Source organism: Polaromonas sp. DSP2-3-2b2 (assembly GCF_049895905.1).
GTDB lineage: Bacteria > Pseudomonadota > Gammaproteobacteria > Burkholderiales > Burkholderiaceae_C > Polaromonas.
The window spans coordinates 156,947-176,470 of record NZ_JAFCTH010000002.1 but is presented as its reverse complement, the minus strand read 5'-3'; the positions used below and the strand labels follow the sequence as shown (position 1 = coordinate 176,470).

At 64.4% G+C, this 19,524-nt stretch carries 17 protein-coding genes; 9 read left to right on the top strand and 8 right to left on the bottom strand.

Annotated elements, in window-relative coordinates:
- Positions 1 to 11: 11 nt before the first annotated feature.
- Complete coding sequence (senB, locus tag ACP7AD_RS02770) at positions 12 to 1,031, bottom strand: selenoneine biosynthesis selenosugar synthase SenB (protein WP_426144627.1); 1,020 nt, start codon at positions 1,029 to 1,031, stop codon at positions 12 to 14.
- 37 nt (positions 1,032 to 1,068) lie between these two features.
- Here senB and senA point away from each other — a divergent pair, with 37 nt between their 5' ends.
- Positions 1,069 to 2,295, top strand: coding sequence for a selenoneine synthase SenA (gene senA, locus ACP7AD_RS02765; RefSeq protein ID WP_426144889.1), 1,227 nt, complete (start codon positions 1,069 to 1,071; stop codon positions 2,293 to 2,295).
- A 740-nt stretch (positions 2,296 to 3,035) separates the two neighbouring features.
- On the opposite strand, the gene ACP7AD_RS02760 is transcribed toward senA, so the two are convergent.
- Positions 3,036 to 4,136, bottom strand: coding sequence for a substrate-binding domain-containing protein (locus ACP7AD_RS02760; protein ID WP_426144629.1), 1,101 nt, complete (start codon positions 4,134 to 4,136; stop codon positions 3,036 to 3,038).
- A 137-nt stretch (positions 4,137 to 4,273) separates the two neighbouring features.
- Between ACP7AD_RS02760 and ACP7AD_RS02755 the strand changes: the two genes are divergently transcribed.
- The 6 genes from ACP7AD_RS02755 to ACP7AD_RS02730 all read left to right on the top strand — a co-directional run bounded on the left by ACP7AD_RS02755 (position 4,274) and on the right by ACP7AD_RS02730 (position 8,374).
- Complete coding sequence (locus ACP7AD_RS02755; RefSeq protein ID WP_426144631.1) at positions 4,274 to 5,038, top strand: ABC transporter permease; 765 nt, start codon at positions 4,274 to 4,276, stop codon at positions 5,036 to 5,038.
- Entirely contained in the window at positions 5,035 to 5,724 is a 690-nt protein-coding gene (locus ACP7AD_RS02750) for a phosphate ABC transporter ATP-binding protein (RefSeq protein WP_426144632.1), read from the top strand. Before ACP7AD_RS02755 ends, ACP7AD_RS02750 begins: the two co-directional genes overlap by 4 nt.
- Entirely contained in the window at positions 5,721 to 6,557 is an 837-nt protein-coding gene (locus tag ACP7AD_RS02745; protein WP_426144634.1) for an extracellular solute-binding protein, read from the top strand. Before ACP7AD_RS02750 ends, ACP7AD_RS02745 begins: the two co-directional genes overlap by 4 nt.
- Before the next feature lie 63 nt (positions 6,558 to 6,620).
- The gene (locus ACP7AD_RS02740; RefSeq protein WP_426144635.1) at positions 6,621 to 7,004 is read left to right on the top strand and encodes a DUF2946 family protein; all 384 of its coding nucleotides are present in this window, start codon (positions 6,621 to 6,623) and stop codon (positions 7,002 to 7,004) included.
- A gap of 172 nt (positions 7,005 to 7,176) precedes the next feature.
- The gene (locus tag ACP7AD_RS02735; RefSeq protein WP_426144637.1) at positions 7,177 to 7,653 is read left to right on the top strand and encodes a copper chaperone PCu(A)C; all 477 of its coding nucleotides are present in this window, start codon (positions 7,177 to 7,179) and stop codon (positions 7,651 to 7,653) included.
- Positions 7,654 to 7,750: 97 nt separating this feature from the next.
- Positions 7,751 to 8,374 (top strand): hemerythrin domain-containing protein, encoded by a 624-nt coding sequence (locus ACP7AD_RS02730; RefSeq protein WP_426144891.1) that lies wholly within the window; start codon positions 7,751 to 7,753, stop codon positions 8,372 to 8,374.
- Positions 8,375 to 8,404: 30 nt separating this feature from the next.
- Here ACP7AD_RS02730 and crcB read toward each other — a convergent pair whose 3' ends face one another.
- Complete coding sequence (gene crcB / locus ACP7AD_RS02725; protein WP_426144639.1) at positions 8,405 to 8,788, bottom strand: fluoride efflux transporter CrcB; 384 nt, start codon at positions 8,786 to 8,788, stop codon at positions 8,405 to 8,407.
- 168 nt (positions 8,789 to 8,956) lie between these two features.
- Here crcB and ACP7AD_RS02720 point away from each other — a divergent pair, with 168 nt between their 5' ends.
- The gene (locus ACP7AD_RS02720; RefSeq protein ID WP_426144640.1) at positions 8,957 to 12,718 is read left to right on the top strand and encodes a hydantoinase B/oxoprolinase family protein; all 3,762 of its coding nucleotides are present in this window, start codon (positions 8,957 to 8,959) and stop codon (positions 12,716 to 12,718) included.
- A 298-nt stretch (positions 12,719 to 13,016) separates the two neighbouring features.
- On the opposite strand, the gene ACP7AD_RS02715 is transcribed toward ACP7AD_RS02720, so the two are convergent.
- The 5 genes from ACP7AD_RS02715 to mtnP all read right to left on the bottom strand — a co-directional run bounded on the left by ACP7AD_RS02715 (position 13,017) and on the right by mtnP (position 17,090).
- Positions 13,017 to 13,202, bottom strand: a complete 186-nt coding sequence (locus ACP7AD_RS02715; protein WP_426144641.1) for a hypothetical protein — start codon at positions 13,200 to 13,202, stop codon at positions 13,017 to 13,019.
- Between the two features lie 565 nt (positions 13,203 to 13,767).
- Positions 13,768 to 14,391: a TIGR04282 family arsenosugar biosynthesis glycosyltransferase gene (locus ACP7AD_RS02710; protein WP_426144643.1), complete on the bottom strand. Its 624-nt coding sequence runs from the start codon at positions 14,389 to 14,391 to the stop codon at positions 13,768 to 13,770.
- Positions 14,392 to 14,396: 5 nt separating this feature from the next.
- Complete coding sequence (locus ACP7AD_RS02705; protein ID WP_426144644.1) at positions 14,397 to 15,071, bottom strand: TIGR04283 family arsenosugar biosynthesis glycosyltransferase; 675 nt, start codon at positions 15,069 to 15,071, stop codon at positions 14,397 to 14,399.
- A 146-nt stretch (positions 15,072 to 15,217) separates the two neighbouring features.
- On the bottom strand, positions 15,218 to 16,180 hold the full coding sequence (arsS, locus tag ACP7AD_RS02700) for an arsenosugar biosynthesis radical SAM (seleno)protein ArsS (RefSeq protein ID WP_426144645.1): 963 nt from the start codon (positions 16,178 to 16,180) through the stop codon (positions 15,218 to 15,220).
- 31 nt (positions 16,181 to 16,211) lie between these two features.
- A complete protein-coding gene (mtnP, locus tag ACP7AD_RS02695; RefSeq protein WP_426144647.1) occupies positions 16,212 to 17,090 on the bottom strand; it encodes an S-methyl-5'-thioadenosine phosphorylase in 879 nt (292 codons plus the stop codon).
- A 178-nt stretch (positions 17,091 to 17,268) separates the two neighbouring features.
- On the opposite strand from mtnP, the gene ACP7AD_RS02690 reads away from it, so the two are divergent.
- Positions 17,269 to 19,431: an FAD-dependent oxidoreductase gene (locus tag ACP7AD_RS02690; protein ID WP_426144648.1), complete on the top strand. Its 2,163-nt coding sequence runs from the start codon at positions 17,269 to 17,271 to the stop codon at positions 19,429 to 19,431.
- Positions 19,432 to 19,524 lie beyond the last annotated feature (93 nt).

Here is a 19,524-nt window from a genome sequence, read left to right as displayed (position 1 = left end):
GGAAGATGTCATCAAGAGGCTTTCAAAGGCGGGACATGGAAAGGCGGGCTGGCAGGGCTGCCCGCTGCGCAAGCCAGCAAGTTTATGACAAGCCGCTTTTCTGTCTGCGGCGCAAAAAGCGGCGCGCGTTCGGCGCACTGGCCTTGCAGCAGGTCCAGGAAAGCAGGCTCAGCCGCGCAGCGCCGCACCAGCGCTGCCAGCCCGGCGTCATCGCCTGGCGCAAAGTAGCCCGCATAGCCAGTGCCCAGCATGCCGATGTTGCCGCTGATGTGCGACGCCAGCACCGGCGTGCCCGACTGCACGGCTTCCAGGATGACGTGGGCGCCGCCTTCCATGCGCGAGCAGTTCACCAGCAGGTGCGCGCGCTTGATGCGCTGGCGCGTCGCCGCCCGGGGCAGCCCGCCCAGCCAGCGGTAGTGCGGCAGGCACTGCGCCGTGGCACGGGCTTGTTCGGCGAAGCGCAGCGCCAGCGCCTCGCCGATCTGGTCGAAATGAATGCCGGCGGCAAAGCCGAGCGCGGCTGCGCGCATGAAGGTCTGCGGGTCTTTTTCGTCCCGCAGATGGCCAACCATCAGCACGCCAAAGCGGTGGACAGGCTTGCAGGCGGGCTTGAGCGCCGGGGCCGACTGGTAAATCACCCGCGCCTTGGCGCGCCAGGCTTCGGGCAGCGCCGCCAGCCCGGCGTCCTGCAGCACCACCAGGCGGGACGCCAGCGCCAGCGATTGCTGCGCATCGGCGTCGGTGTGGATGTCGCGGTACAGGTCGGTGCCGGTCAGCACCACGATCAGCGGCTTGCCGGGCCAGGCGCTGGCCCAGGCCTGGATCGATTCGGCCGAGCGGCGGGCATGCAGCGCCACCATGGCCTGCGGCTCGACTCTTGTCACCTGTGGCGATGGCCACTGCGGCAGCAGCGCAATGTCACAATAACCAGACAAGAATTGTGCCCAGCGGTGCGCTGTATGCCAGTTGCCATTGTTGGATTCGGCCATCGCCGGGCTTACCAGGACCACTGTTTTGGCTTCAGATTTCATACCCAATGCATCACCCGGTTTGATCGATTCGCCCCTCATGCGCAAGGCGGGCAGGGACTTACTGTCGCTGGCGCTGATGGATGCGCGCAATCATACGTTGCACCTTTTTGGCCAGTACCAAAATGCCCTGGAGTGCGTGAACTTCGCCGTGCCCCTGGCGGCCACGCTCAATCCCCCGTTGTGGGAACTGGGCCATGTGGCCTGGTTTCAGGAACGCTGGATCGGCCGCAACCTGCAGCGCGCGCTGGGCACGCGCTGCGATCCGGCGCAGGCCCGGCTGGCGTCGATGGAGCCGAACGCCGACTGCTGGTGGGACTCGGACCAGGTGCCGCATGACACGCGCTGGACGCTGGACCTGCCGGACATGGCGGGCTGTCGCGCCTACCTGCTCGACACCCTGGAAAGCACGCTCGAACTGCTTGAAAAAGCCGGTGATGACGACGACGCCCTGTATTTTTACCGCCTGTGCCTGTTTCATGAGGACATGCATGGCGAAGCCTTCACCTATATGGCGCAGGCCCTGGGCCTGGTGCTGGACCGGCCTTTGCTGACCGCCTTCACGCCCCCGCCCATGGTGCAGCGCGAGCCGATGCTGATTCCGGCGACGACCTGGCAGATGGGCAGCCGATCGGGCGCGGGCGCCGGCTTTGCGTTTGACAACGAAAAAGCCGTCCACGCCATCAGCGTGCCCGAGTTTGAAATCGACGCCCAGGCCGTGACCTGGGCGCAGTACGTCGAGTTTGTCGCCGATGGCGGCTATGACCGGCAAGCCCTGTGGCATCCAGAAGGCTGGCTGTGGCTGCAGGAGCTGGCGGCGGGCGAGGGCCGGCGCGGCCCGCGTTACGTAGAACAGATCGGCATCGGCAGCGGCGCCGTCATCCAGACGCGTTTTGGCCAGCCCATGCGCATGCAGGGCAACCAGCCGGCGATGCACCTGAGCTGGTGGGAAGCCGATGCCTGGTGCCGCTGGGCTGGACGCCGCCTGCCGGCCGAGGTGGAATGGGAAGTGGCGGCGCACACGGCGGCGCGGCGGGGTTTTCGCTGGGGCGATGTGTGGGAATGGACGGGCACCACCTTTCGGCCGTATCCAGGCTTTGCGGCTGACCCTTACCAATCCTATTCACAGCCCTGGTTCGGTAGCCACAAGGTGCTGCGCGGCGCGTCGTTTGCCACCCGCGCGCGCATGAAGCATCCGAACTTTCGCAATTTTTACCGACCGGAACGTGATGACATCTTTTGTGGATTCCGGTCTTGTGCGCTGTGAAAACTGCAGCTGCTTGCGCTTGTGCCTGTTTGGCTGCTGGGTTGGCTCTTCTACGTTTTGCTGGCCGGGGGTCGCCCGGCGGCGACTCACTTTTCTTTGCTTCGCCAAAGAAAAGTAAGCAAAAGAAAAGCGACCCGGCTGTCTGGGTTCCTGCGCTTCGCTTCGGGCGATCTGCGCTGCCTGAGAAAAATGGGGGTCCGCGCAAACTCGCTTCACTGCGTTGCGCTCAAACAGCGCGCGGCCCTGATCCCATTTTTCTCAGGCATCACAGGCCCAGACAGAACGGGGCAGGCAGGGGAGAAAAGCCAAACAGCCACCGCGCCTAGTTCTAAAAAACGCTACTAATTCAATAGCTGCTTACGCATGCTTAGCAAGCGCAAGAGGCACTTTTTATGCATAAGTGTCAGCATCTTCCCCCGAATCTGTTCCCGCGAGTCCCGTTCTGGCTGGGCCTGTGATGAGCGGCAAAAGCGGGATCAGGGCGGCGCGCTGTTTGAGCCGCAGGCGAGTTTGCGCCGACCCCCGCTTTTGCCGCTCATCACAGGTTGCCCGAAGCGAAGCGAAGGGACCCAGACAGCCGGGTCGCCTTTTCTTTGGTGACTTTCTTTTGGCGAAGCAAAAGAAAGTCACTTGCTGCCGGGCAACCCCCGGCCAGCCCAACCACGCAGAGCCAGCCCAGCCACAAGCCAAGCCAAGCCAAGCCAAGCCAAGCCAAGCATCAACCAGCCTGCACCAAGCCGTCAAGCTTTAGCCTTGCGGTAACTCCACCACGGCAGCGCCGCCCGCAGCGACAGCACCTTGCCGCTCTGCGCCAGCGCGCCGCTGTAACCCGGCAACTGGTCCAGCAGGCGCTGCCATTCGCCGCTTTGCAGTTCCTTGAGCAGCGCCTGCACCGGCGCCGTGGGCAGCTCCGACTTCAGACACACCAGGTGATAGCACTCGCGTGCCAGGGGCACAAACCCCAGGCCTTTCTCGCGGGCAGCCGCCTCGATGCCCAGGCCCGCATCGGCCGCGCCGCTGGCAACGGCCTGCGCCACGGCGGTGTGCGACGGCTCGACCGTGCCGTAGCCGTGAATGTCGGCAGCCGCCATGCCCGCTTCAGCCAGCAGCTCGTCCAGCAGCACCCGCGTTCCAGTGCCCTGGGGCCGGTTCACATAGCGCATGCCCGGCTGCGCCAGGTCGGCCAGGCTGCCGATACGCAGCGGGTTGTGCCGGGCCACCATCAGGCCCTGCTGGCGGTGCGCAAAGCCGATCAGCTTGTGCAGGCCGGGCTTGAGCAGGCTGCGGTAGGTCCGCGCGGCCAGCGAATGGCGGGCGGGCTGGTCGCGCGCATGAAAGCCGGCCATCATGCAGCGCCCGGCGTTCAGCGCCGCGATGGCATCGACGCTGCCCATGAAGCGGATGTCCAGGTGCAGGCCGTGCGCACTGGCCTGGTCGCGCAGCGCCGACAGTGCCGCGTCGTGGCTGGCAAACAGCGTGAGGACATGCGCGTTGTCGTCGAACGCCGTTGAAAAAGCGCGTTCAATGTCGCCGCGCAGCGCCTCGATCTGCGGCGCCAGCCGGGCCTGCGCCTGGCGTTCGGCCCAGAGCAGCTTGTCGCCGAACTCGGTCAGGCGCGCGCGTTGGCCCTTGTCCCAGACGATCAGGCTGCGGCCCAGCACCAGTTCCCAGTCCTTGAGTGAACCCCAGACGTGGCGATAGGACAACTCCAGTGCTCTGGCGGCCTTGGCAATCGAGCCGTGTTCGCTGACTGCGTGCAGCATGTCCATCATCGGATTGCGGATCAGCGCGTTCTTGCCGCGCTGCGGGCTCAGGAGGTAGGAAAGTTCGATCTTGTGCATGGCGTTTGCATGGATTATCGGTGCGGCCCACTGCGCCGGACGGCCGGTTTTGCCTATGCAAAGCGCTTCATAACGACAACACCCCAAGCGCCGCACAGTCGGGAAAGCTGCGCTACAGTCGCGCCACCACCTGCCCCATGAACACCTTTTCCGACAGCGCCGCCACCGCCTTTTTGCTCATCACTTCGCTTGACCCGATGTTTGCCGGCATCGTTGGCCGGTCGCTGGCCGTCAGCGCGCTGGCCTGCCTGATCGCCTGCAGCGCCGGGCTGCTGCTGGGCGCCTGGCTGGGCGTGGCGCGCTTTCGCGGCCGGGCGGTCGTGCTGGCGCTGCTCAACACAGCGCTGGCGCTGCCGTCGGTGGTGGTCGGGCTGGTGGTGTATTTGCTGCTGTCGCGCAGCGGTCCGCTGGGTTTTCTGGGCTGGCTGTTTTCCTTCAAGGCCATGGTGCTGGCGCAAACCATCCTGGTGCTGCCGGTGGTGACGGCGCTGGTGCGCCAGACCATCGACGACGCCGAGCGCAGCCACGGTGAACAATTTGCCTCGCTGGGCGCGCGCCGCTTCATGCGCAGCCTGATCCTGCTGTGGGACGAGCGCTATGCCCTGCTGACAGTGCTGATGGCCGCCTTTGGCCGGGCGATTTCAGAAGTCGGCGCGGTGATGGTCGTGGGCGGCAACATCGAGGGCTTCACCCGCGTGATGACGACGTCGATTGCGCTGGAAACCAGCAAGGGCGATCTGCCGATGGCGCTGGCGCTGGGCATCGTGCTGCTGGGCGTGGTGCTGCTGCTCAACTTGCTGATCGCGCTGGTGCGGCGCTGGCGCGAGCGGGTCGATGACCCGCTGCCCGATCTTGACGCCGCGCTGGCGGCAGCGCCGGTGGCGCGGGGCGCCTCGTCATGACGCTGCTCTTTGACCTGCAGGCCGTTGGCGTGCAGTTCGGCCGCGTGCAGGCGCTGCGTGGCTGCAGCTTGCGCATCCATGCCGGCGAAAAGCTGGCGCTGGTCGGCGCCAACGGCAGCGGCAAAAGCACCTTGCTGCGCACCCTGCACGGGCTTGTCAAGCCAGACCAGGGACATTTCCGGCTTGATGCGCGCGCGCGCCAAGCGATGCTGTTCCAGCGGCCCTACATGCTGCGCGCCAGCGTTCTGCACAACGTCGCGCTGGGCCTGTGGCTCAGCAGCGTGCCGTGGAAGCTGGCGAAGGCGCAGGCGCTGCAGGCGCTCGAACGGGTCGGACTGGCCGACCTGGCCGGGCGTCATGCCAAGGCGCTGTCCGGCGGGCAGCAGCAGCGGGTGGCGCTGGCGCGCGCCTGGGCGCTGAAAGCCCAGGTGCTGCTGCTCGACGAGCCCACGTCCAGCCTGGACCCGGCGGCCAAGCGCGAGGTCGAGCGGCTGATGGCCGAATTCGCCGACGACGGCATGACGCTGATTTTCAGCAGCCACAACCTCGGCCAAGTCAAGCGCCTGGCCAGCCGGGTGGTGTATCTGGAGCAGGGCCGGCTGGTCGCCGACTTGCCCACGGCTGCGTTTTTCAACGGTCCATTGCCGGCGGCGGCGGACAATTTTCTAAAAGGAGAACTCGGATGACTGGTTTGGGCAGATTTCTTGAGCCTTTCAGGGCTCTTGCGCTTATCCCGCTTGCGCTGGCAGCTACGCTTTCGATAGCGCAGACGCCCAGCATCGTGATGGCGTCCACGACTTCGACCGAGCAGTCGGGGCTGTTCGGCCATTTGCTGCCCGCATTCAAGCAAGCCAGCGGCATCGACGTGAAGGTCGTGGCGGTCGGCACCGGCCAGGCCATCGACATGGGCCGCCGGGGCGATGCCGACGTGCTGTTTGTCCACGACCAGGCGGCCGAGGAAAAGGTCGTCGCCGAAGGCTTTGCCCTCAAGCGCTACCCTGTGATGTACAACGACTTCGTGCTGATCGGCCCGGCCGCCGACCCGGCCCAGGTCAAGGGTAATGACATCGTTGACGCCTTGAAAAAAATCAACGCCGCCAATACCAGCGCCATCGGCTTCATCTCGCGCGGCGACAAGAGCGGCACCCATGCGGCCGAGTTGCGTTACTGGAAAACCGCCGGCGCCCCAGCCCCGGCATTCTCCGGCTACAAGGCCTGCGGCTGCGGCATGGGGCCGGCGCTGAACATGGCCGCCAGCCTGGGTGCCTATGTGCTGGCCGACCGGGGCACCTGGCTGTCGTTCAAGAACCAGGCCGGCCTGGCTGTGCTGGTCGAGGGCGACAAACGCCTGTTCAACCAGTACGGCGTGATGGTCGTCAACCCCGCGAAGCACCCGCAAACGAAAGTGCTTGAGGCGCAAAAGTTCGCCGACTGGGTGATTTCGCCGGCCGGGCAGGGCGTGATTGCCAGCTACAAGATCAATGGCCAGCAGCTGTTTTTCCCCAACGCCGCGCCGTAAACCAGCCCGCGTTTCCTGACCTTGCCGGGTCAGGCCAGCGGTTTAACTCTTTACAATTGCGGCGTGTCCATCCGCCCATTCACCCGTCCGACCTTGTCCATGTGGGCGCGCGTGGCCGTTTTCTTCAGCTTTCTGGCTGTGCTGTCGGCGCTGGTGGCGCCGCTGTCCATGCTGGCCGAAAAGGTGCGCACCGGCCAGCTGGGCGGCATCTGCAGTGCGAACGCCGCCTGGGGCAGCAGCGCGGACGACGGCTCCGGCGATGCACCGCAGGCCGGCGCGCAGTGCGACCTGTGCGGCGCGCTGGGCTGGGCCTTGCCGCCGCAGCCTGTCACGGCCATTCCCTGCTTTGCCGGCGTACAGGTGGCCGCCGCCGATTTTCCGGCCGATGTCGTCGCCACCAACCCCGGGCTGCCTTTCAGCCGTGGGCCGCCCGAACTCCTGAACTGAACCGTCTCCACCGGGGCTTGGGCTTGCGTGCTGACCAAGGGGCTCGCACGCGCTTTATCGTTGCGTTCCATAGTGTGCGTTCGATGAATTCACCAGGAGATTTCCCTTCAATTTTTCCCATTCAGCCGGCGGGTGCCGCCGGATTTTGACAAACTCACCGTTGGAAAATTTCATGAAACTCAAAGTATTGACCGCCACTATGCTGCTGGCCTGCAGCGCCCTTCATGCCCAGACCGTTGAAGTCAGCGACGCCTGGGTGCGCGCCACCGTGCAGGGCCAGAAGGGCACGGGTGCCTTCATGAGCATCACCGCCAAGGACGGCGCCAAACTAGTCGGTGTGTCCTCGCCCGTGGCCGGCGTCGCCGAAGTGCATGAAATGAAGATGGAGGGCGACATCATGAAGATGCGCGCGCTGCCCGCGCTGGACCTTCCGGCCGGCCAGGTCGTGCAGCTCAAGCCGGGCGGCTACCACCTCATGCTGATGGACCTGAAGCAGCCGCTGCCCAAGGGCAGCACGGTGCCGCTGACGCTGCGCCTTCAGGATGCCCAGGGCGTTGAAAGCCGCCTAGAAGTCAGCGTGCCTGTCAGCATGGCGGCCCCGGCCGCCATGGCAGGAAACGCGGCAGACCACGGCGCCCGCAAGCACTGAGCGCGCGGGCGCCGCCGCTGGTAACTCCGTGTTTCCCCGGGCTTTGAAGCTGATGAAGACTTGACCTGTGTCATGGCATGTGCGCATGGCGCAGGGCATGCTGTGCGCTCGCCACAAAAAAATTCAGGAGACCGCCATCAAACACACCAGCCTGAAAATCATCCGCGACGAGCATTCGTCACTGGCCGCCATGCTCCGGTCCATGACCATGATGGTCGAGCGCGGCCCCGGAGACAACCCCGAGCAGTTCTTCGACGTGCTGCGCGCCATGCTGTTCTACATTGATGAATTCCCCGAGCGCCTGCACCACCCCAAGGAGTCCAACTTGCTGTTTCCGCGCGTGGTGCGGGCGGCACCGTCGGTCATGGCCGCCGTCGAGCGGCTTGAAAAGGACCACATGAACGGTGAGAAAGCCGTGCGTGAGCTTCAGCACCTGCTGCTGGCCTGGGAACTGCTGGGCGAGCCGCGCCGGCCGGCTTTCGTGGCCCAGTGCAAGCAGTACGTGACTTTTTACCTGGAGCACATGCGGCTCGAAGAAACCGTGATCCTGCCCGAAGCCGAGCGCGTGCTGAGCGATGCCGACTGGAAGGAACTCGACACAGCGTTCGAGAAGAACTGCGATCCGCTGACCGGCAAATATCCGCCCGACCCGGCCTATGACCGCCTGTTCACACGCATCGTGATGCGGGCGCCAGCACCGATCGGGCTGGGCGACGCTTGATACATTAAATAGTGCGCTAGCGCTCGTCTATCATGCGCAGGCAGCTATAAAAAACATAGCGGTCTTGATGCCGGCCACCGTCATCAGTAGCGATCCCGCCACATGCAGCAGGGCGGTGAAAGCGGCCAGGCCGTAGCGTTCTTCCATCAGGTAAATTACGACCTCGGCCGAAAAGGTCGAAAACGTCGTCAGTCCACCCAGAAAGCCGGTGACCAGCAGCAGGCGCCAGACCGGGTCAATCTGCGGCATGGCCTGGAACACCGCAATGGCCATGCCGATCAGGTAGCCGCCCAGCAGGTTGGCAGCCAGCGTTCCCCAGGGAATCAGGCCGCCGGGCGACAGCCACAGGGACAAGCCCCAGCGGGACAGCGCGCCCATGGAGGCGCCGATACAAATTGCAATAACTGAAAGCATGGCCTGCATTTTGCCCGCCGTGCGAGTGGCGCACCCTGAAATAAGGGCCTCGCTGAAAAAACTGCTGTCCGCCGCGCGCCATGTCGCGGCAGAATAGCTTTGGGTCGGCGCTTGCCGGCCGGCAAGGCCCGCGCTCTTGAGAATACAGGTACAGACAGGTAAAAAAAGATGGTGCAACAAATTTCACCCCATGGACCCGGCAAGCGCTGGCAGTTCTGGATCGACCGGGGCGGCACCTTCACCGACGTGGTGGGCAAACGGCCCGACGGCTCGCTGGTCACCTACAAGCTGCTGAGCGAAAACCCGGAGCAGTACCGCGATGCCGCCGTCGCCGGCATCCGCCACCTGCTGGGCCTGAAGCCCGGCGAGCCGGTCAGCGCCGAGGTGGTGGAGTGCGTGAAGATGGGCACCACCGTGGCCACCAATGCGCTGCTCGAACGCAAGGGCGAGCCGACGCTGCTGGTGACCACGCGCGGCTTTCGGGACGCGCTGCGCATCGCCTACCAGAACCGCCCGCGCCTGTTCGACCGCCACATCGTGCTGCCCGAGCTGCTTTATAGCGCCGTGGTCGAAGCCCATGAGCGCGTCAGCGCGCAGGGCGATGTGCTTCAGCCTCTGGATGAAGTGCTATTGAAAAAAGAGCTGCTTGCGCAATACCAGAAAGGGCTGCGGAGCCTTGCGATTGTTTTTATGCACGGCTACCGCTTCACCGACCACGAAAAGGCGGCCAGGCGCATCGCTAGGCAAGTGGGCTTCACGCAGATCAGCACCTCGCATGAAACCAGCCCGATGATGAAGTTCGTCAGCCGGGGCGACACCACCGTGGTCGATGCCTACCTGTCGCCCATCCTGCGCCGCTATGTCGAGCAGGTCGCCGGCGAGATGCCCGGCGTCAAGCTGTTCTTCATGCAGTCGTCGGGCGGCTTGAGCGATGCCCATGCGTTCCAGGGCAAGGACGCGATTTTGAGCGGGCCGGCCGGCGGCATCGTCGGCATGGCGCGCACGGCGGCCATTGCCGGCATCGAGAAGGTGATTGGTTTTGACATGGGTGGCACCTCGACCGATGTGTCGCATTACGCCGGTCAGTTCGAGCGCGAGTTCGAGACCCAGGTGGCCGGCGTGCGCATGCGCGCGCCGATGATGAGCATCCACACCGTGGCGGCCGGCGGCGGTTCGATCTTGCGATTCGATGGCGAGCGTTTCCGGGTCGGGCCGCAAAGCGCCGGCGCCAATCCCGGCCCGGCCAGCTACCGGCGCGGCGGCCCGCTGGCCGTGACCGACGCCAACGTGATGGTCGGCAAGGTCCAGCCGCACTACTTTCCCAAGGTATTCGGGCCGCAGGCCAATGAATCGCTAAGTCTTGACGCAGTGCATGAAAAGTTCAGCGAACTGGCTGTACAAACCGGCCGCAGCGCCGAGGCGGTGGCCGAAGGCTTCATCGACATCGCGGTGCAGCAGATGGCCAACGCGATCAAGAAAATTTCGGTGGCTCGCGGCTACGACGTGACGCGCTACACGCTGCAGTGTTTTGGTGGCGCGGGCGGCCAGCATGCCTGCCTGGTGGCCGATGCGCTGGGCATGATGCAGGTGTTTGTGCACCCGCTGGCCGGCGTGCTGAGCGCCTACGGCATGGGGCTGGCCGACCAGAACGTGATTCGCGAGCAGGCGGTGGAGCGCAAGTTGTCGGAATCCGCGCTGCCGGAAATTGCCGATGCGCTCAAGGCCCTGACTGCCACCGCCGAGGCCGAACTGCAGCGCCAGCAGGTCAGCCTTGGCGCTATCACCAGCTACCTGCGCGTGCATGTGCGCTACGAGGGCAGCGACTCGGCGCTGATCGTGCCTTTTCCGACTCCCTCCCCCGTTGGGGGAGGGTTGGGGTGGGGGCCAGCGGTCGCCAGCATCCAAACCAGCTTCGAGGCCGCCTACCGCCAGCGTTTCGCCTTCCTGATGCAGGGCAAGGGCCTGGTGGTGGAAGCCGTGTCGGTCGAGGCCGTGGTGGCGGGCGATGCGCCGGCCGAACCGCGCCACGCGCTGCACCCGCCGCGCGAAGTGCCGCGCCGTGAAACCGTGCGCATGTACTCTAGCGGCCAGTGGCACAACGCCACGCTGGTCGTGCGCGAAGACCTGCAGCCCGGCGACCTCATCCCAGGGCCGGCCATCATTGCCGAGAAGAACGCGACCACCGTGGTCGAGCCCGGCTGGGAAGCCCGCTTGACGGCGTTCGACCACTTGATGCTGGACCGGCGGGTGCCGCGTGCTATCAAGTTTGCAGCGGGCACGACTGTGGACCCGGTGCTGCTGGAGGTCTTCAACAACCTGTTCATGAACATTGCCGAGCAGATGGGGCTGCAACTGCAGAACACCGCCTACTCGGTCAACATCAAGGAGCGGCTGGATTTCAGCTGCGCGCTGTTCGACACCGAAGGGAACCTGATCGCCAACGCGCCGCACATGCCGGTGCACCTGGGTTCGATGGGCGAAAGCATCAAGACCGTGATCCGGGAAAATGCCTGCAAGATGCAGCCGGGCAACGTCTATGTGCTGAACGACCCCTACCACGGCGGCACGCATCTGCCTGACATTACTGTGATTACGCCGGTGTATTTCGCGGGGGACGGGGTCGGGGAGCCCTCACCCCAGCCCTCTCCTAAAGGGAGAGGGAGTGAAGATGGGCGAGGGCGTGAATCCGGATTACTCCCTCTCCCTTTGGGAGAGGGCAGGGGTGAGGGCGGACCCCGCCCCCTCTTCTACGTCGGCAGTCGCGGCCACCATGCCGACATCGGCGGCATCACGCCAGGCTCGATGCCGCCGTTTTCCACGCGCATCGAGGAAGAAGGCGTGCAGATCAACAACGTCAAGCTGGTCGACCGTGGCGTGCTGCGCGAAGCAGAAATGGTGGCGCTGCTGCAAAGCGGCGAATACCCGAGCCGCAACCCGGCCCAGAACATGGCCGACCTGAAGGCGCAGATTGCCGCCAACGAAAAGGGCGTGCAGGAGCTGCGCAAGATGGTCTCGCAGTTCAGCCTGGAGATGGTGCTGGCCTACATGAACCATGTGCAGGACAACGCCGAGGAGTCGGTGCGCCGCGTCATCACGCGGCTGAAAAACGGCGAGTTCACCCTGCCGCTGGACAACGGCGCGCAGATCCAGGTGGCGATCCGCGTGGACACGCACCACCGCAGCGCCGAGATCGACTTCACCGGCACCTCGCCCCAGCAGACCAACAACTTCAACGCGCCGACGGCGGTCTGCATGGCGGCCGTGCTGTATGTGTTCCGCACGCTGGTCGATGACGACATTCCACTCAATGCCGGTTGCCTGAAACCGCTCAAGGTCATCATTCCCGCCGGCTCGATGCTGAACCCCAATCCGCCGGCCTCGGTGGTCGCGGGCAACGTGGAAACGTCCAGCTGCATCACCAACGCGCTGTACGGCGCTCTCGGCGTGATGGCGGCCAGCCAGTGCACAATGAACAATTTCACCTTCGGCAACGAGCGCTACCAGTATTACGAAACCATCTCGGGCGGCAGCGGCGCCGGGGAGGGCTTTGACGGATGCAGCGTGGTGCAGACCCACATGACCAATTCGCGCCTGACCGACCCCGAGGTGCTGGAATTCCGCTTTCCGGTGCGGCTGGAGAGCTATGAAATCCGCGCCGGCTCGGGCGGCGCGGGGAAATGGATGGGCGGCAATGGCGGCGTGCGGCGGGTGAAATTCCTCGAAGCCATGACCGCCAGCATCCTGTCCAACGGCCGCGTGCATGGGGCTTTCGGCATGGCCGGCGGCAAGCCGGGGCAGGTCGGTGAAAACGTCGTGGTGCGGGCGGATGGCAGGGTCGAAGCGCTGGCGCATATCGGCCAGGCTGAAATGCAGCCGGGCGATGTGTTTGAAATCCGCACGCCTGGCGGCGGGGGCTTTGGCTTGGCGTGATGCGCGTCGATTCTGTGACGTGCGGGATTTTGTAACTACTACCGCTTTCGATTTAATCGTTGCGTTTTCTGTTTTTGTTTTTGTTCTTGGGCTTTGGGCGGGTTCTTCTGTGGATTGAGGGGTGAGCGCCTTCCCGGCGGGGGGTAACTTTCTTTTCTGGCAAAAAAGAAAGTCACCAAAGAAAGTTGCCCTGGGGACGGGAGCGGGTTAGAGCTGAACGCTCTGACGGGCCATCGCTGCGCTGGGCCCTGGGTTCTTTGATCGGCAGCCAGTCGCCCATGCCGGTGACTGGCTGGTTCTATCGCTCGTTCGCCAACAGCTTCACGCTCTGCTTGATCTGGTCGATCTGCCTCATCTGCTTGATCCGCCTGCTCTGCTTGGCTTGGCTTGGCTTGGCTTGGCTTGGCGTGCGCTGCACGCGTCGCTTTTTATCATCCTCCCTCTGGAGACGCGCAGGGGTTGGCCGCCAGTGGTTGTAGATCAACAACCGTCTCTTTTACCAATCGCCTTCAGTCTCCTTGGCCGGCTGCATGCCTTGACTAAGGAAAAAGGGCAAAAACCTGCCAGCAGTGTCTGAAGCACAAAAGAAACGATCAAGCAGAGCGTGAAGCTGTTGGCGAACGAGCGGTAGAACCAGCCAGCCTTTGACAACGCTAACAACCCGCAGATCCAGGTGCCCAGGGCCCAGCGAAGCGATGGCCCGTCAGAGCGTTCAGCTCTAACCCGCTCCCGAGGCAACTTTCTTTGGTGACTTTCTTTTTTGCCAGAAAAGAAAGTTACCCCCCGCCGGGAAGGCGCTCACCCCTCAATCCACAGAAGAACCCGCCCAAAGCCCAAGAACAAAAACAGAAAACGCAACGATCAAATCGAAAGTGCAAATAGCTACGTTTTTTTACGTGAAATAAGCCTTTTGCGCATAGTGCGCGTGCGTTAGGAGCTATTAATTCAGTAGTAGTCAACGTCCTGCGTCCATCGTGTGGATTGATGCTATTGAATCTGTAGCTATAAACGCAGATCCATCAAGCGCAAACCATTGTTTTTATCTGCGATCAAGGCCCGAGAAAGCCCGCAGGCAGCTGCGCCAGGTCGGCCGGCTCGTCGATGTCGTGCAGCAGCGGCCCGCGCCACACCTTCAGGCCCAGCGCCGCCATGCGAGAAAGCGTTTCGGCGGCGACGGTGGCGGTGCTCCACGGCATTTGGCCAAACAGCGTGGGGCAGGGCGACTTCAGGCCGATCAGCACATAGCCGCCGTCGGCCACCGGCAGCAGCAGCGCATCATGCGTCTGCAGTTGGCGAGCGGCTTCGCGGATCACGGCGGCGGTCAGCGCCGGGCAGTCGCTGCCCATGAGCAGCACCGGCCGGCCGTCACCGGCCGTCACGCGATGCACCGCGCGGGCCATGCGTTCGCCCAGGGCGCCTTCGCCTTGGGCGGTGCGCAACACCGCAGCGAAAATGGTGATTTTTTCCCAGGCCGGGTCGCCGGGCGGCGGGCTCATGCACAGCTCGACCTGCCCGGCATCCGCCACCAGCGCCTGCGTCAAGGCGTGCTCCAGCATGCGCCTGGCCAGCGCGGCCGCGCCTTCAGCTCCCAGGGCCGGAATCAGCCGCGTCTTGGCGTGGCCCGGCTGCGGCGCCTTGGCAAACACCACCAGCCGGGGTTGGAGCTGCGCCATGGCCGTCACTGGTACCACTCGGCCAGCCGCTCGGGCGCCGCGCCGCGCCAGTAGGCCAAGCGCAGCCGCCACATCAGCAGCACCGTGCGCCACACGCCGCGCGTTTCCCAGCGCCGGCCCGAAGTAACGGCGCGTGCACGCAGGCAGGCCGGGCGCGAGAGTTTGAGCAGCCGCGCCGACATCTCGATGTCTTCCATCAGCGGCTGGGCCGGGAATCCGCCCACGGCGTCAAACGCGGCGCGGGTCATGAACAGCGCCTGGTCGCCGGTGGCGATGCCGGTCCAACGTGAGCGGCGGTTCATGAAGGCGGCTATCACGCGGAGCATGCGGGGCTGGCCTTCTATGCGCACGTCAAAACGGCCCCAGACTTGCGTACTGGCAAGCGCTTGTTCAATCAATCTGTCGGCGTCCGGCGGCAGCTGCGTGTCGGCATGCAGGAACAGCAGGATGTCGCCGCTGGCGTGTTGCGCGCCGGCGTTCATCTGCAGCGCGCGTCCGCGTGGTGCGTGGGCCACCTGCACCGCGCTCGCCAGCGCAACCGTATCGTCGGTGCTGCCGCCATCGGCCACCACGACCTGCGCGCCGCGCGCCACCAACGGCGCCAGCGCCTGCAGCGCGGCCGCCATGCCGGCCGCTTCGTTTAGCGCAGGAATCACTACGGACAGGCGGAAAGGCGTCATGTCGCGCTCAGGATTTCGCAAATAACAACTTCCCGTCCGTCATTCCCGCGAAGGCGGGAATCCAGCAACAAGGGTTGAAACGCTCAAACGAGTCTGGATAACCGCCTTCGCGGGTATGACGCTGGAAGTTATTGCTGACCTCATTTTCAGTGTTCCAGCGCGCCGCCGCAGCTGCTGCCCTGGCCGGCGGTGCAGCCATAGCAGTGGCCGGCCACGCGGATGGCTTGCTCGTCCAGGCGGGTCTTGAGCAGGTCGCGCAGATGGCGCTTGAGCCCTGACGTGCCCAGCGGCAGGCCAAGCTGCTGGTTGAAGTCGCAGTCCGACAGCCAGCCTTGATGGTCGACGCTGACGGTGCTGCGGCACATCACGCCGGACAGGTTGTGCGGCTGGTAGCTGTTCTTGAGCAGTTCCATGTAGGCGTCAAACGAGCCCTTGGACACTAGCGTGGAGCCAAAGCGCTGGATCGGCATGTTGGTCAGCGCGAACAGGTCGTTGAAGACGATGCCGAAATGCGCCAGCAGCTCGCGCTTGTAGTCGGCCTGCAGCGTCTGCTGGTCGGGCGGCAGCGAGGCGCCCTGCGGGTTGTAGACCAGGTTCAGCACCAGGCCGGAGCCGGGCTGGCCGTAGCCCAGCGCGTTGAGCTGCTTGAGCGCGGCAATGCTCAGGTCAAACACGCCCTCGCCGCGCTGCTTGTCAACGTTGGCGGCCGAATAGCAGGGCATGGAGGCGACGATCTCGACCCGCTGCCCGGCCAGGAACTCACCCAACCCTTCCTGGCCTGGTTCAAACAAAATCGTCAGGTTGCAGCGGTCGATCACGCGCACGTCCCGGGCTCGGGCGGCGCGCACCAAGTCGCGGAAACCGTCGTGCAACTCGGGCGCGCCGCCGGTCAGGTCCAGCGTGCCCAAGCCGCGCGCCGCCAGCACCTCGGGAATCAGCGCCAGGGTGGCCGCGTCCATCATCTCGGTGCGGTGAGGCCCGGCGTTGACATGGCAGTGCAGGCAGCTCTGGTTGCATTGGTAGCCCAGGTTGACTTGCAGCGTGTCCAGGCGCGCGCGTTCAATCGCCGGAAAGCGGATTTTTTTCAGCAGGGGTAAGGTAGCGTGCATACGTCAATAGGTCGTTTTGCAGCCGGAAAGTTCAGCTGAGCAGCGCGGCCAGGCGCTCGCGGACTTCGGGCGCCATGGCGTCAGGCTGGGTCACCAGCGCGTTTTTGAGCGCCGTGTGCGCGTCGCTTACGGGCTGCTCGGCGCCCAGCAGGCGGATGCATTCGGCGGCCACTTGCTGCGCCCGGCCGGCGTTCTTGAGCAGGTTGGCCAGCGCCATGTCGGCGCTCACATGCGCCTCGCGCGGGTGCCAGCAGTCAAAGTCGGTCACCAGCGCCAGCGTGGTGTAGGCCATCTGCGCCTCGCGCGCCAGCTTGGCCTCAGGCATGTTGGTCATGCCGATCACACCGCCGCCCATGCTGCGGAACCAATTCGATTCGACCCTGCTCGAAAACTGCGGGCCTTCGATGCAAACATAGGTGCCGCCTTCATGCAATGTCACGCCGTGGCCGGGCGCTTCGCATGCCAGCACGTGGCGCACCGCCCGCGCCAGCACGCTAGAAGCCGCCGGGCAGACCGGCTGCGCCATCGACACGTGGGCCACGGCACCTTCGCCGAAAAAGGTGCTCTCGCGCCGCTTGGTCAGATCGATGAACTGGTCGGGCAGCACCATGTCGAGCGGCTTGAAGTCTTCCTTCAACGAACCCACGGCCGACACCGACAGCAAATAGCGAACGCCGAGCTGCTTCATCGCGTGGATGTTGGCGCGGTAGGGAACCTCGAACGGCAGCAGGCGGTGGCCGCGCGCATGCCGGGCCAGGAAAGCCACGGGTACGCCGTGCACGCGGCCAGTGACCAGCACGTCGGACGGCGCGCCAAACGGCGTTTCCATCACCTGCTCCTGCGCGCCTTCCAGCGCGTCCATCTGGTAAAGGCCGCTGCCTCCGATGATGCCGACCAATGCCTGGTTCATGCTGATGGGTTCTTTCTTGACGTTAGACTGATTGACGGTTTTGGCTATGCCAATGGCCTTGAACGCTAGATTTTGAATGAACTCTGCAGTAAGCGGCGTTGCCCAGACTGAAGCCCTTTTGTTGTAAGAATTTCGGCCCTGGTCCGGCTCAACCACAAGAACAACCCCAAGGACCCCCGTGAATCCACGCAAACTCTTCATCGCCGCGCTGCTGCTGGCCGGCGTCGCCGCTTTTTTTGCGCTGGACCTGGGCCGCTATTTCAGCCTGGCCTTCATCAAGGACAGCCAGGCCTCGTTCACGGCACTGTTCAACGAGCGGCCGGTGCTGGTGACGCTGGTGTTTTTTGCGGTCTATGTGGGCGTGGCCGCGCTGTCGCTGCCGGGCGCGGCCATCTTGACGCTGGCGGGCGGAGCCGGTTTCGGGCTGGTGTGGGGCACGGTGGTGGTGTCCTTTGCCGCGACCATCGGGGCGACGCTGGCCATGCTGGTGGCGCGCTATTTGCTGCGGGACGCGATTCAGGCGCGCTTTGGCCGGCGCCTGGACGAGGTCAACAAGGGCATTGAACGTGAAGGCGCGTTTTATCTTTTCTCCCTGCGCCTGATTCCGGTCGTGCCGTTTTTTGCGATCAACCTGCTGATGGGCTTGACGCGCATCAGGACCTGGACCTACTTCTGGGTCAGCCAGCTGGGCATGTTCGCTGGCACCGTGGCCTATGTGAACGCGGGCACGCAGATCGCCAAGATCGACTCGCTGCAGTCGATTTTGTCCCCTGGGCTGATCGGCTCCTTCGTGTTGCTCGGGCTGCTGCCGCTGGCGGTCAGCAAGGTGCTTGGGTTTTTCAAGCGTCGCAAGGTCTATGCGCGCTGGAAGTCGGTGCGGCCGCTAAGCTTTGACCGCAACCTGGTCGTGATTGGCGCTGGCGCGGGCGGGCTGGTGTCGGCCTACATCGCCGCCGTGGTCAAGGCGAAGGTGACGCTGGTCGAAGTACACAAGATGGGCGGTGACTGCCTGAACTACGGCTGCGTGCCGTCCAAGGCCTTGATTCGCAGCGCCAGGCTGGCGCACCAGATGCGCCACGGCGCCAATTACGGCTTGAGCAACGCCACGCCCGATTTCAGTTTCAAGGTCGTGATGCAGCGGGTGCAGGACGTGATCCGCGCCATTGCGCCGCACGACAGTGTGAAACGCTACACCGGCTTGGGCGTCGAGGTGCTGCAGGGCCACGCCCGCATCGTTAACCCGTGGACGGTGGAAATTGCGCTGAACGGTGGCGGCACGCAGCGCCTGACCACACGCAGCATCGTGATTGCCGCCGGCGCCCGGCCTTTTGTGCCGCCGCTGCCGGGGCTGGACGATGTGGGCTATGTCACCAGCGACACGCTGTGGGACGCCTTTGCCCAGCTCGACGCCGTACCGCGCCGCCTGGTGGTGCTGGGTGGCGGGCCGATTGGCTGCGAACTGGCGCAGGCCTTTGCGCGGCTGGGCGCTGCGGTCACGCAGGTGGAAATGGCGCCGCGCCTGCTGGGCCGCGAGGATGAGGAAGTGTCTGAACTGGCTAGAGAGGCGCTGGCTGCCGACGGCGTGCAGGTGCTGACCAGCCACCAGGCGCTGCGTTGCGAGAACGTGGGCGGCGTCAAAACGCTTTGGATGGCGCATGAGGGCATTGAAACGCGCATTGAATTCGACCAGCTGATCTGCGCCGTCGGCCGCGCGGCGCGGCTGACCGGCTACGGGCTCGAAGAACTCGGCATTTCGACGCAGCGCACGGTGCCCACCAACGACTATCTGCAGACGATTTATCCCAACATCTACGCGGCCGGCGACGTGGCCGGGCCCTACCAGCTGACGCATGTGGCGGCGCACCAGGCCTGGTACGCTGCAGTCAATGCGCTGTTTGGAGAGTTCAGGCTGTTCAAGGCCGACTACTCGGTGATTCCGTGGACCACCTTCATCGACCCGGAAGTCGCCCGCGTCGGGCTGAATGAACAGGAAGCGCAGGAAAAAGGCGTGGCCTGTGACGTCACGAAATATGGCATTGACGACCTGGACCGCGCCATTGCCGACAGCGAGGCGCGCGGTTTTGTCAAGGTGCTGACCGTGCCGGGCAAGGACAGGATTTTGGGCGTCACCATCGTCGGCACCCACGCCGGCGACCTGCTGGCCGAGTATGTTCTGGCCATGCGGCACGGGCTGGGGCTGAACAAGATTTTGTCTACCATCCACACCTACCCGACCTTGTCGGAAGCCAACAAATACGCGGCCGGCGAATGGAAGCGCGCGCACCAGCCTAAGCGCCTGCTTGAATGGGTGCGCAAATACCACGACTGGAAACGAACCTGACATGAGACTTTATCCCGCCGCAAGGCGCTTTCCCTCTTTACGATGCACTATGCTTTTTATAGCTGCTGGTGCCCTGTGGCTATGCGCAAACCC

What these genes read in the sequence shown, in the direction of transcription:
- ACP7AD_RS02710 (WP_426144643.1), bottom strand. Translation starts at nt 14,391, where the DNA reads ATGGCGCAGCTCCAACCCCGGCTGGTGGTGTTTGCCAAGGCGCCGCAG.
- ACP7AD_RS02755 (WP_426144631.1), top strand. Translation starts at nt 4,274, where the DNA reads ATGAACACCTTTTCCGACAGCGCCGCCACCGCCTTTTTGCTCATCACT.
- senA (WP_426144889.1), top strand. Translation starts at nt 1,069, where the DNA reads ATGCGCAAGGCGGGCAGGGACTTACTGTCGCTGGCGCTGATGGATGCG.
- ACP7AD_RS02735 (WP_426144637.1), top strand. Translation starts at nt 7,177, where the DNA reads ATGAAACTCAAAGTATTGACCGCCACTATGCTGCTGGCCTGCAGCGCC.
- ACP7AD_RS02705 (WP_426144644.1), bottom strand. Translation starts at nt 15,071, where the DNA reads ATGACGCCTTTCCGCCTGTCCGTAGTGATTCCTGCGCTAAACGAAGCG.
- ACP7AD_RS02720 (WP_426144640.1), top strand. Translation starts at nt 8,957, where the DNA reads ATGGTGCAACAAATTTCACCCCATGGACCCGGCAAGCGCTGGCAGTTC.
- ACP7AD_RS02760 (WP_426144629.1), bottom strand. Translation starts at nt 4,136, where the DNA reads ATGCACAAGATCGAACTTTCCTACCTCCTGAGCCCGCAGCGCGGCAAG.
- crcB (WP_426144639.1), bottom strand. Translation starts at nt 8,788, where the DNA reads ATGCTTTCAGTTATTGCAATTTGTATCGGCGCCTCCATGGGCGCGCTG.
- arsS (WP_426144645.1), bottom strand. Translation starts at nt 16,180, where the DNA reads ATGCACGCTACCTTACCCCTGCTGAAAAAAATCCGCTTTCCGGCGATT.
- ACP7AD_RS02750 (WP_426144632.1), top strand. Translation starts at nt 5,035, where the DNA reads ATGACGCTGCTCTTTGACCTGCAGGCCGTTGGCGTGCAGTTCGGCCGC.
- mtnP (WP_426144647.1), bottom strand. Translation starts at nt 17,090, where the DNA reads ATGAACCAGGCATTGGTCGGCATCATCGGAGGCAGCGGCCTTTACCAG.
- senB (WP_426144627.1), bottom strand. Translation starts at nt 1,031, where the DNA reads ATGAAATCTGAAGCCAAAACAGTGGTCCTGGTAAGCCCGGCGATGGCC.
- ACP7AD_RS02730 (WP_426144891.1), top strand. Translation starts at nt 7,751, where the DNA reads ATGCTGTGCGCTCGCCACAAAAAAATTCAGGAGACCGCCATCAAACAC.
- ACP7AD_RS02745 (WP_426144634.1), top strand. Translation starts at nt 5,721, where the DNA reads ATGACTGGTTTGGGCAGATTTCTTGAGCCTTTCAGGGCTCTTGCGCTT.